Source organism: Streptomyces sp. NBC_01481 (assembly GCF_026339995.1).
Lineage (GTDB): Bacteria > Actinomycetota > Actinomycetes > Streptomycetales > Streptomycetaceae > Streptomyces.
Window position 1 is genome coordinate 1 of the sequence record NZ_JAPEPT010000011.1, and the last position, 11,682, is coordinate 11,682.

Annotated in this window: 11 protein-coding genes and 1 riboswitch; of the genes, 8 read left to right on the forward strand and 3 right to left on the reverse strand. The window is 68.4% G+C overall.

Annotated features, from left to right (window positions below; translation table 11 throughout):
* The 3 genes from glyA to gcvT form a co-directional block, all read right to left on the reverse strand.
* Window positions 1-1,183 (reverse strand): serine hydroxymethyltransferase (glyA, locus tag OOK40_RS35100; RefSeq protein ID WP_266489815.1); only part of this gene is annotated, 1,183 nt, incomplete at its 3' end.
* 22 nt (window positions 1,184-1,205) lie between these two features.
* Entirely contained in the window at window positions 1,206-1,580 is a 375-nt protein-coding gene (gene gcvH, locus OOK40_RS35105; protein ID WP_266489817.1) for a glycine cleavage system protein GcvH, read from the reverse strand.
* Between the two features lie 59 nt (window positions 1,581-1,639).
* Window positions 1,640-2,764 carry a glycine cleavage system aminomethyltransferase GcvT gene (gcvT, locus tag OOK40_RS35110; RefSeq protein ID WP_266489820.1) on the reverse strand — a complete coding sequence of 375 codons (1,125 nt, stop codon included), beginning with the start codon at window positions 2,762-2,764 and terminating at the stop codon, window positions 1,640-1,642.
* 148 nt (window positions 2,765-2,912) lie between these two features.
* A riboswitch (glycine riboswitch) is annotated at window positions 2,913-3,010 on the reverse strand.
* Window positions 3,011-3,155: 145 nt separating this feature from the next.
* Between gcvT and OOK40_RS35115 the strand changes: the two genes are divergently transcribed.
* From OOK40_RS35115 to OOK40_RS35150, 8 genes are all read left to right on the forward strand, one after another.
* Complete coding sequence (locus OOK40_RS35115) at window positions 3,156-3,818, forward strand: AAA family ATPase (protein ID WP_266489823.1); 663 nt, start codon at window positions 3,156-3,158, stop codon at window positions 3,816-3,818.
* Window positions 3,819-4,083: 265 nt separating this feature from the next.
* Complete coding sequence (locus OOK40_RS35120; protein WP_266489826.1) at window positions 4,084-4,854, forward strand: enhanced serine sensitivity protein SseB; 771 nt, start codon at window positions 4,084-4,086, stop codon at window positions 4,852-4,854.
* 67 nt (window positions 4,855-4,921) lie between these two features.
* Window positions 4,922-5,710 (forward strand): enhanced serine sensitivity protein SseB C-terminal domain-containing protein, encoded by a 789-nt coding sequence (locus OOK40_RS35125; protein WP_266489828.1) that lies wholly within the window; start codon window positions 4,922-4,924, stop codon window positions 5,708-5,710.
* A gap of 467 nt (window positions 5,711-6,177) precedes the next feature.
* Window positions 6,178-7,176: an ABC transporter permease gene (locus OOK40_RS35130; protein ID WP_266489830.1), complete on the forward strand. Its 999-nt coding sequence runs from the start codon at window positions 6,178-6,180 to the stop codon at window positions 7,174-7,176.
* A 56-nt stretch (window positions 7,177-7,232) separates the two neighbouring features.
* Entirely contained in the window at window positions 7,233-8,984 is a 1,752-nt protein-coding gene (locus OOK40_RS35135; protein ID WP_266489832.1) for an ABC transporter substrate-binding protein, read from the forward strand.
* A 72-nt stretch (window positions 8,985-9,056) separates the two neighbouring features.
* Complete coding sequence (locus OOK40_RS35140) at window positions 9,057-10,064, forward strand: ABC transporter permease (protein WP_266489833.1); 1,008 nt, start codon at window positions 9,057-9,059, stop codon at window positions 10,062-10,064.
* A complete protein-coding gene (locus OOK40_RS35145; RefSeq protein WP_266489834.1) occupies window positions 10,061-11,161 on the forward strand; it encodes an ABC transporter ATP-binding protein in 1,101 nt (366 codons plus the stop codon). The genes OOK40_RS35140 and OOK40_RS35145 overlap by 4 nt, the downstream gene beginning before the upstream one ends.
* Window positions 11,158-11,682, forward strand: a 525-nt coding sequence (locus tag OOK40_RS35150) for an ATP-binding cassette domain-containing protein (protein ID WP_266489835.1), incomplete at its 3' end; no start/stop codon positions are given. The genes OOK40_RS35145 and OOK40_RS35150, both read left to right, overlap by 4 nt.

The window sequence follows — 11,682 nt, forward strand, 5'->3', positions numbered from 1 at the left end:
GCTTCAGCGCCTCGGCGATGATGTCCGCGACCTCGCGGAAGTCCTCGTCCGTGAAGCCGCGGGTGGCCAGCGCCGGGGTGCCGATCCGCAGACCCGAGGTGACCATGGGCGGCCGCGGGTCGTTCGGAATGGCGTTGCGGTTGACCGTGATGCCCACCTCGTGGAGGCGGTCCTCGGCCTGCTGGCCGTCCAGCTCGGAGTTGCGCAGGTCGACCAGGACCAGGTGCACGTCCGTGCCGCCGGACAGGACGGAGACGCCGTGCTCCTTGACGTCGTCCTGGACCAGACGGTCGGCGAGGATGCGGGCGCCGTCCAGCGTGCGCTGCTGGCGCTCCTTGAAGTCCTCGGAGGCCGCGATCTTGAAGGAGACCGCCTTCGCCGCGATGACGTGCTCCAGCGGGCCGCCCTGCTGACCCGGGAACACCGCGGAGTTGATCTTCTTGGCGAGCTCCTGCGTCGACAGGATCACACCGCCGCGCGGACCGCCGAGGGTCTTGTGCGTGGTGGTGGTGACGACATGCGCGTGCGGCACCGGGTTGGGGTGCAGTCCGGCGGCGACCAGACCCGCGAAGTGGGCCATGTCGACCATCAGATACGCGCCGACCTCGTCCGCGATGCGGCGGAAGGCGGCGAAGTCCAGCTGACGCGGGTACGCGGACCAGCCGGCCACGATCAGCTTCGGCTTGGACTCCTTGGCGAGCCGCTCGACCTCGGCCATGTCGACCTGACCGGTCTGCTCGTCGACGTGGTACGCGACCACGTTGTACAGCTTGCCGGAGAAGTTGATCTTCATGCCGTGGGTCAGGTGACCGCCGTGGGCGAGGTTCAGGCCCATGATCGTGTCGCCCGGCTTGAGCAGCGCGAACATCGCGGCCGCGTTCGCCTGGGCGCCCGAGTGCGGCTGCACGTTGGCGTGCTCGGCGCCGAAGAGGGCCTTGATGCGGTCGATGGCGATCTGCTCGACGACATCGACGTGCTCGCAGCCGCCGTAGTAGCGGCGTCCCGGGTAGCCCTCGGCGTACTTGTTGGTGAGGACGGAGCCCTGGGCCTCCATGACCGCGACCGGAGCGAAGTTCTCCGAGGCGATCATCTCGAGGGTGGACTGCTGGCGGTGGAGCTCGGCGTCGACGGCGGCGGCGACGTCCGGGTCCAGCTCGTGGAGAGGGGTGTTGAGAAGCGACATCAGGCGATCCCTACGGTCGTGGTCAGCCGGAGAACTCGGTGTACTCGTCGGCGGAGAGCAGATCCTTCGGCTCGTCCGCGACGCGCACCTTGAACAGCCAGCCACCCTCGAAGGGGGCGGAGTTCACCAGCGACGGGTCGTCCACGACGTCCTGGTTGGCCGCGACGATCTCACCGGTGACCGGGGAGTACAGGTCGCTGACGGACTTGGTCGACTCCAGCTCGCCGCAGGTCTCGCCCGCGGTCACCGTGTCACCGACCTCCGGGAGCTGTACGAACACCACGTCGCCGAGCGCGTTGGCCGCGTGCTCCGTGATGCCGACCGTCGACACGCCGTCCTCGGCGGCCGACAGCCACTCGTGCTCCTTGCTGTAGCGCAGCTGCTGGGGGTTGCTCATGGCCTGAATTCTCCTGTACGCGGGGGAGTGCTGGTGAACGGGAGGGGTGGTGCTGAAGGTCACTTCTGGCGCTTGTAGAACGGCAGCGCGACAACCTCGTACGGCTCATGCGTACCGCGGATGTCCACGCCGACGCCCTCGGTGCCCGGCGCGGCGTGCGCCGCGTCCACATAGGCGATGGCGATGGGCTTGCCCAGGGTCGGCGACGGTGCGCCCGAGGTGACCTCGCCGATCACCTCGCCGCCCGCGACGACGGACATACCGGCGCGCGGGACCCTGCGGCCCGTGGCGATCAGACCGACGAGCTTGCGCGGCGGGCTGGTCTCGGCGTGCTCGGCGGCGGCCTGCAGGGCCTCGCGGCCCACGAAGCGGCCGTCGTTGGTGGTCTTCTCGAACTTCACGACCCGCCCCAGACCCGCGTCGAAGGGAGTCAGGGCGGTCGTCAGCTCATGCCCGTACAGCGGCATGCCCGCCTCCAGGCGCAGCGTGTCGCGGCAGGAGAGCCCGCAGGGGATCAGACCGACCGGGGCACCGGCCTCGGTCAGCGCCTGCCAGAGCTTCTCGGCGTGCTGCGGCTCGACGAACAGCTCGAAGCCGTCCTCGCCGGTGTAGCCGGTGCGGGCGATCAGGGCGGGGACGCCCGCGACCGTGCCGGGCAGGCCCGCGTAGTACTTGAGCCCGTCGAGGTCGGCGTCGGTGAGCGACTTCAGGATGCCGGGGGACTCGGGGCCCTGGACGGCGATGAGGGCGTACGCGTCGCGGTCGTCGCGGACCTCGGCGTCGAAGCCCTGGGAGCGCTCCGTCAGCGCGTCGAGGACGATCTGCGCGTTGCCCGCGTTGGCGACGACCATGTACTCGCTCTCGCCGAGGCGGTACACGATCAGGTCGTCGACGATGCCGCCGTCCTGCCGGCAGATCATCGTGTAGCGGGCGCGGCCGACGCCGACGGAGCCGATGTTGCCGACCAGCGCGTAGTCGAGCAGATCGGCGGCCCGGGGACCGGTGACGGTGATCTCGCCCATGTGGGAGAGGTCGAAGAGTCCCGCCTTGGTGCGGACCGCGTTGTGCTCGTCGCGCTCACTGGCGTACCGCAGCGGCATGTCCCAGCCCGCGAAGTCGGTCATGGTCGCGCCGAGCGACCGGTGCAGGGCGTCGAGGGCAGTCAGACGGGGGGCGTTGCTCATAGATGTGGCTCCCAGGGCAGGCCGATGAGGACGATCCTCCCCATCTGTCATCGGAACCTGAGAGGTTCGTCGCAACCGTACGTACAGGTGGTTGCGACTTGCACCTTGGGTGGAGCCGCTCGACAGCGGCTCGCTTTTCAGATCTGCCTCATCACACGCGGTACGGGGCCTGAGAGATTCAAGGGAGGGACTTGCTCCTTCGGCGCCCGGCACACACAGTGGCCAGGACTCTCCCGCGTGGATTCAAGCGGCCTGTATGCAGTTGGCGCGCACATCATTGCACGCATCGCGGCGGAGTGGGGGCCCGGCTTCGCTGCAAAACGGTTGTACCGCATTACCGTTTCTTTACACTTCATGGGCAAGGGTGGGTGACCCGACATCGGGGAGAGTGATGACGTTGCAGAGGTCCGAGGCCTACGCGACGACCGCGGGGGTGCCGGCCCGGCCGGCTCTGCCCGCCCGGCGACTGCTCGGGGCGCCCGCGCCCGTGCTGCGTGACCTGAGGGACCGCTGCGGGCGCAGCCCGGGAAGCCTGGTCTTCGCCGCCGGTGACGTGGTGGTCGTCTCCGGCCTGCCCGGCAGCGGAAAGTCCACGCTGATCCGGCGCGCGGCGACCGGCCGCGGCATCGACTCGCAGGACACCCGTGACCGGTGGGACGCGCGGATGCCGCGGCTGCTGCCGTACGCCGTCTACCGCCCGCTCGTACGTCTCGCCCACTACGCCGGGCTGCGGCGCGCGCTGCGCTCCGGCGAGAGCGTCGTCGTGCACGACTGCGGCACCCAGGCCTGGGTGCTGCGCTGGCTGGCCCGCGAGGCGCGGCGCCGGGGGAGCGGGCTGCATCTGCTGCTGCTCGACGTGAGTCCGGCGGTTGCCCGCGCGGGCCAGCGTGAGCGCGGCCGCGGAGTCTCCGGATACGCCTTCGCCCGGCACCGGCGGGCGGTGGGCCGCCTGATCGCGGACGCGGAGGCGGGGCGGCTGCCGGTGGGCTGCGCGTCGGCGGTCCTGCTCGACCGGGATGCGGCGGGGGCGCTGGGGCGGGTGGGCTTCGAGTAGGCGGTGCCGCTGCGCGGGGCTGAAATGTGCGGCAGGGCCGCGCATTGAGCCCGTCCGGCGTTTGAGGACATGCGGCCGAAGGTCGCATACGGGGTCCGGGGCGAAGCCCCGTCGGGGGTCTGGCGCTCGCCCCCAGTTCGGGATGGGGGTACCTCCCACGGCCGCCAGGCCGTACGGGGAGGGCGGAGCCCCCGGGATAAGGCCCACCGCTCCGCGTTATCGTCGACGCGCAGACCGCACCACGCCCGGGGGAGAAGGACCGCACATGCACACACCCGAGCAGGCCCACCCGCATCCCTACGGCGGCTGGCCGGCCAACGAGCTCGAAGAGGTGCTCGCCGCGTCCCTGGGCAACGCCTCCGCCGGAGGACGTCTCGTCGAGGTGCTCGGCCGCAGTCAGGTCTGGGTGCCGCTGCCCAACGGCGGCGGCAACGACAGCCCGAATCTCGATCTGCCCACGATGGAGATCGAGGGCGCCGCCTACGTCCCGGTCTTCAGCTCCGAGCAGCAGTTCATAGCCTGCGTCGGCAGCCATTTGTCCTTCACCGTCGCCCCCGCCCGCGAGTTCGCCCGCGGACTGCCCCCGCAGCTCGGCATCGCCGTCAACCCGGGCGGCACCGTCGGCGCCCCACTGCCTCCGCCGGCCGTCGCCGAACTGTGCCGGGTCGGCCGCACGCCCCTGGACGGCCCCGCGAGCGGGGGCAGGGTGCGGCTGTTCGAGCCGGACTGGAAAGAGGAGCCGGTGGACTTCCTGGCCGCCGCGGCCGGCGAGTTCGAGTCCTCCGGTGTGGTCGTGAGCGCCCGGCGCGCGCTCGCCTCCGTCGAGGGCGAGCCGCCGGCCCTTTTCATCGGTGTCCAGGTCTCTTCCTGGGAGGCCGCGGAGCGCAATGCCCCGATGGACGCCCTCGGCCGGGCACTGGGCCGGGTCCAGGTGCCCTGGCCCGTCAATCTCGTACTTCTGGATGTCGCGCAGGACCCGGTCGGACAGTGGATGCTTGAGCGGGTGCGGCCCTTCTACCAACGACAGCACGCGTAGTCGTCAAGTGGGTGTCAGGACTGCCGTTTAAGCTGGACCGGTCGATCGAAGAGGGGCGGAACCCAGGGTGAGTGCGTCAGGCACCGCGGCGGCGGGGCAGGTCGAGCACATGCTGCGCCAGGTGACACCCGGACGCTATGACGCGTACGAGGCGCTGCTGCAGGCCATCGCCGACCCGGCGGGCAGCAGGCTCTGGATGCTGCTCTGGCACGGCCAGGCAGGCTCGCCCGACGCCCAGTACGGGAACATGGAGGTCGACGGCGTCGGCTACGCGCCATGCGTGACCTCCGCCCAGGAGCTCTCCGCCTCCGGCTGGAACCGCGCGCACGAAGTTATCAGCGGCCCGGACATCGCCCGCGCCCTGTATCCCGAGCGCTGGGGTATCTGGCTCAACCCGCACGCCCCGGGCGGCGGCGTCGGCATCCCCTGGCTCGATCTCCGCCGGATCGCCACCGGCCTCGACCGGATGCCCGCGGGCCCCCTGCGGCTGTCCGAACCGGCCATCGAGATCCCGCAGTTCTATGCCCTGCTCTCGCAGAACGCCCACCGCACACCCGCGATCCGCTCCCTGCGCCGCGCCTGGGTGCAGCCCGCGCTCGGTGCTCCGTATCTTGCCATCGGGCTCGATCTGTACGACACAAGCAGGCAGTCCGTGGACACGGTGCGGGCGATGATGCAGCAGTCGATCGCCGCGGTCCCGGAGGGGCTGCCGGTCTCCACAGTCGCGATGTCCGACGAGTACGACCCGGTGACGATGTGGCTGCGGGCCAATGCCCGCCCCTTCTACGACCGTGACGCTCACGGCAGCGCGCCTGCCGGCGGCGGCTACGGCTACCCCCCGCCCCACGGCCGCTGAGCCGAGGGCGATTTCGCCCCGTTTGCGACATGGTCGGTCGTATTTCCATGCTGCGTACCGGTGTTCAGGGTGGATGGTGCGTGCTCGAGACTTCAAACGCCTTGCTTTTGAATGGGTCGCCATTGTCCGCATGGTGACGTCTCGCTCAACTATCAACTCATATGCGGTGGATGACGGTCTCCGCTCAGTCAGCGCCGCCGTCCGTATAACGGAACACACCTCCCCTCATCACGTTTGAGCAAACATTCCCCGGGGGGTCTGGCGGGTGATCGCGAGAGCGTTGAAGACTCCCGGCAGACGCGGGGCGTCGGACATGTGTGCAGTTGAGTTCAATGGCTCACAGCGCCCCAACCCGACAGAACCACCCGCACCACTGGTAATACGGCAGCCAGACGATCGCACCGTCGACCCGGTGCGGGAGTCAGCGCACCGTCGGCAACCGCCGACACGGGCTAGCACGAGGGACGATGACCGCACCCATTGAGACCACTGGATCGCAGACCGACGTTGCGCCCGAGGCTGTGCTGAAGGGCGTCGAGTCCAAGCAGATCGAGGGCCGTTCGCTCGGGCAGATCGCCTGGACACGCTTCAAGCGCGACAAGGTGGCCGTCGTAGGCGGCATCGTCGTGGTGCTGCTGATCCTGATCGCAGCGCTCTCGAGACCGATCCAGTCGATGCTCGGGCTCGACCCGAACCAGTTCCACCAGGACCTCATCGACCCGAACACCACCCTTCCCAAGGGCGACTTCGGCGGAATGAGCTGGGACCACCCGCTGGGTGTGGAGCCGAAGTTCGGCCGCGACATCCTCGCCCGCATCCTCGAGGGCTCCTGGGTGTCCCTGGTGGTGGCCTTCGGCGCCACGGTCCTCTCCAACGCCATCGGCACCATCCTCGGTGTCGTCGCCGGCTACTACGGCGGGCGGGTCGACGCGGTGATCAGCCGTCTGATGGACACGTTCCTGGCGTTCCCGCTGCTGCTGTTCGCCATCGCCATCTCCGCCACACTGCAGGGCGGCGCCTTCGGCCTCGAAGGCCTGCCGCTGCACATCCTCGTACTGATCTTCGTCATCGGCTTCTTCAACTGGCCCTACATGGGCCGGATCGTCCGGGGCCAGGCGCTGGCGCTGCGTGAGCGGGAGTTCGTGGACGCCGCGCGCGGGATGGGGGCCCGCGGTCCGTACATCCTCTTCAAGGAACTGCTGCCCAACCTGGTCGCGCCGATCATCGTCTACTCGACGCTGCTCATCCCGACCAACATCATCTTCGAGGCTTCGCTCAGCTTCCTCGGCGTCGGGATCCAGCCGCCGCAGGCTTCCTGGGGCGGAATGCTCGATCAGGCAAAGGACTTCTTCGAGGTCGACCCGCAGTACATGGTCGTGCCCGGCCTTGCCATCTTCGTCACCGTGCTGGCGTTCAACCTGCTCGGTGACGGCCTCCGGGATGCCCTCGACCCACGCAGCCGCTGATGTCTGCCGGGCTGAGTCCCAACCAAGTTTCCGACAACGAAGGGGAACCGACCATCATGCGAAGGTCAGCAGTGGCCGCAGTCGCGGTCATCAGCAGCGCGAGCCTCATGCTTGCGGGCTGCAGTAAGGCCGAGGACAAGGACGGTGGCAACGGCAAGGCCGCCGGTGCCAACGCCGCCACCAAGGGCATGGTCAACGTGTCCGACAAGAAGGGCGGCACGGTCACCTACGCGATGGCCGACGCCCCGGAGTCCTTCGACCCCGGTAACACGTACTACGCCTTCATCTACAACTTCAGCCGGCTGTACGCCCGCCCGCTGATGACGTTCAAGCCCGCTGCGGGCGAGGCGGGCAACGAGCTCGTCCCCGACCTGGCCGAGGGCAAGGGCACGCCGTCCGAGGGCGGCAAGACCTGGACGTACAAGATCCGTGCGGGCGTCAAGTACGACGACGGCACCGTGGTGACCTCGAAGGACGTCAAGTACGCCGTCGAGCGCTCCAACTTCGCGCGTGACGTGCTCTCCCTCGGTCCGAACTACTTCCAGTCGCTGCTGGCCGACCCGGCCAAGTACAAGGGTCCGTACAAGGACAAGAGCGACAAGGGCCTCGCGTCCATCGAGACCCCGGACGACACCACCGTCGTCTTCAAGCTCAACAAGCCGTTCGCGGACTTCGACTACCTGGTCAGCGCCCCGCAGACCGCCCCGGTGCCGAAGGCCAAGGACAAGGGCGTGGACTACACCAAGTCCGTCGTCTCCTCCGGCTCCTACAAGTTCGAGAGCTACCAGGAGGGCAAGCAGGTCACCCTGGTCCGCAACCCGAACTGGGACGCCAAGACCGACCCGCTGCGCAAGCAGTACCCGGACAAGATCGTCCTGAACCTGAAGGTCTCGCAGTCGACCATCGACAAGGACCTGCTGGCCGGCACCATCCACGCCGACCTGGCCGGCCGCGGTGTCGACACCCAGACCCAGGCCCAGGTGCTCGGCAAGCCCGACCTGAAGGCGAGCACCGACAACACCGCCGGTGGCCGTCTCGTCTACACGGCGATCAACACCAAGGTCGCGCCGTTCAACAACGTCGAGTGCCGCAAGGCCGTGCAGTACGCCATCGACAAGGTCTCCGTGCAGACCGCGATGGGCGGCTCGATCCGTGGTGACGTCGCCAGCACCGTGCTGCCGACCGACGTCAAGGGCTACGCGAAGGCCGACACCTACCCCACCCCCGGTGGCAAGGGCGACGTCGCCAAGGCCAAGGAGCACCTGAAGGCCTGCGGCCAGGAGAAGGGCTTCAAGACCGTCATCTCCGCCCGTAGTGACCGCCAGAGCGAGGTCGACTCGGCCACCGCGATCGTCGAGGCCCTGAAGAAGGTCGGCATCGACGCGAGCATCAAGCAGTACCCGTCGAGCAAGTACTTCTCCGACTACGCGGGCGTCCCGGCGTTCACGAAGAAGGAGGGCGTCGGCCTCATCATGATGCAGTGGGGCTCCGACTGGCCGACCGGCTACGGCTTCCTGCAGCAGATCGTGCACGGCAAGGCCATCGGCGCCTCCGGTAACACGAACCTCTCCGAGCTGAACGACCCGGCGGTCAACAAGCTCCTTGACGACGCCATCGCGAACACCGACGAGGCGGCCCGTAACAAGGCCTACACCGAGGTGGACAAGAAGGTCATGGAGCAGGCGGTCATCGTCCCGCTGTCCTACTTCAAGGTCCTGCTGTACCGCTCGCCGAACGCCACCAACCTGGTGTCCACGGCTGCCTTCAGCGGTCAGTACGACTACCTCAACATCGGCACCACGAAGTAGCAGCCCCGGAAGGCAGGTGAAGGCATTGGTGCCCGCGGGCTTCGCCGCCCGCGGGCACCGGCGCCGGTCCCCGTGATCTCGTACATCCTCCGCCGGATAATCGCAGCAGTGATCCTGCTGCTGGTTGTCACCGCGGTCACCTTCGGTATCTTCTTCGTGCTGCCGAAGCTGGCCGGCCAGACCGTCGATCAGCTTGCCCAGCAGTACATCGGCAAGAACCCCACGCCCGAGGACATTGCGGCGGTCAAGCAGAACCTTGGTCTGGACCAGCCCATCTATATCCAGTACTGGGACTTCATCAAGGGGATCGTCGTCGGCGCCGACTATGACCTCGGCCCCACAACGGCGCACTGCAACGCGCCTTGCTTCGGCTACTCCTTCAAGGACCACGTCGAGGTCTGGCCCCAGCTGATGGACCGGCTGCCGGTCACCATCTCGCTGGCCGCCGGAGCGGCCGTGATCTGGCTGCTCTCGGGCGTCACCGCAGGTGTCATCTCCGCGCTCAAGCCCGGATCGATCTTCGACCGCGCCGCCATGGGCATCTCGCTCGCCGGCGTGTCGCTCCCCATGTTCTTCACCGGCCAGCTCGCCCTGCTGCTCTTCAGCTACAAGCTGGAGATCTTCGGCAGGACCTATGTGCCGTTCACCGAGAACCCGGCTCAATGGGCCAACACCCTGTTCCTCCCCTGGTGTTCGCTCGCGCTGCTCTACTCCGCGATCTACGCCCGGCTCACCCGCTCGGGGATGCTGGAGACGATGAACGAGGACTTCATCCGCACCGCGCGTGCCAAGGGCCTGCGTGAGCGCAACGTGATCGCCCGGCACGGGCTGCGCGCCGCGCTCACCCCGATCATCACGGTCTTCGGCATGGACCTCGGTCTGCTGCTCGGCGGTGCGCTGATCACCGAGTCCGTGTTCTCGCTGCACGGCATCGGCGAATACGCCGTCCAGGGGATCACGGCCAACGACCTGCCGCCGATCCTCGGCGTCACCCTCGTGGCCGCGTTCTTCGTCGTGATCTGCAATCTCCTGGTGGACCTGCTGTACGCCGCCGTCGACCCGCGCGTGAGGCTCTCGTGACCGAACTGACCAAGACCGGTGCCGCCGTGGGCGAGCCGGTGCGGTCCGGGGACTCGCCCGCCCCGGACGCCTTCCTCGAAGTACGCGACCTCAAAGTGCACTTCCCGACCGACGACGGCCTGGTCAAGTCCGTCGACGGGCTCAGCTTCCAGCTGGAGAAGGGCAAGACGCTCGGGATCGTCGGCGAGTCGGGATCCGGCAAGTCCGTGACCTCGCTCGCCGTGATGGGCCTGCACAGCCAGGGGCCCCGCGGCAAGAACGTGAGGATGTCCGGCGAGATCTGGCTCGGCGGCAAGGAGCTCGTCGCCGCCGACCCGGACGAGGTGCGCCGGATGCGCGGCCAGGAGATGGCGATGATCTTCCAGGATCCGCTGTCCGCGATGCACCCGTACTACACGGTCGGCGCCCAGATCGTCGAGGCGTACCGCGTCCACAACGACGTGAGCAAGAAGATCGCCCGCAAGCGTGCGATCGAACTGCTCGACCGGGTCGGCATCCCCGAGCCCAGCAAGCGCGTGGACAGCTATCCGCACGAGTTCTCCGGCGGTATGCGCCAGCGCGCGATGATCGCGATGGCTCTGGTCAACAACCCCGAGCTGCTCATCGCGGACGAGCCGACCACCGCCCTGGACGTCACCGTCCAGGCGCAGATCCTGGACCTGATCCGGGATCTGCAGAAGGAGTTCGGCTCCGCGGTCATCATCATCACCCACGACCTGGGCGTCGTCGCCGAGATCGCCGACGACATCCTGGTGATGTACGCGGGCCGGTGCATCGAGCGCGGTCCCGTCGACGACATCTTCTACGCTCCGCAGCACCCGTACACCTGGGGTCTGCTGGGTTCGATGCCGCGCATCGACCGGGAACAGACCGAGCGCCTCATCCCGGTCAGGGGCGCGCCGCCCAGCCTCATCAACGTCCCCTCCGGCTGCGCCTTCAACCCGCGCTGCCCGTACGCGGATGTGCCCAAGGGCGGGATCACCCGCACCGAGCGCCCGGACCTCCGCGAGGTCGGCAGCCGGCACTACTCCGCCTGCCACATGTCGCAGGAGGATCGCACGCGGATCTGGACCGAAGAGATTGCGCCGAAGCTGTGACCGATACGAAGAAGACCGCTGACGACGTCTCCCTCCCGGAGCAGGCCACCGGGTCGCCCGAGCCGCTGCTCAAGGTCCAGGGCCTGGTCAAGCACTTCCCCATCAAAAAGGGGCTGCTGCAGCGACAGGTCGGCGCCGTGAAGGCCGTCGACGGAATCGACTTCGACGTACGCCGCGGGGAGACCCTCGGCGTCGTGGGCGAATCGGGCTGCGGCAAGTCGACGATGGGCCGGTTGATCACCCGGCTGCTGGAACCGACGGGCGGCAAGGTCGAGTTCGACGGCACGGACATTACGCACCTCGGCACTGGCGGAATGCGGCCGCTGCGCCGCGACGTGCAGATGATCTTCCAGGACCCGTACGGCTCGCTCAACCCGCGTCACACGGTCGGCTCGATCGTCAGCGCGCCGTTCCGGCTCCAGGGCGTCGAGCCCGAGGGCGGCATCAAGAAGGAGGTCCAGCACCTCCTTGAGCTGGTGGGCCTCAGCCCCGAGCACTACAACCGCTACCCGCACGAGTTC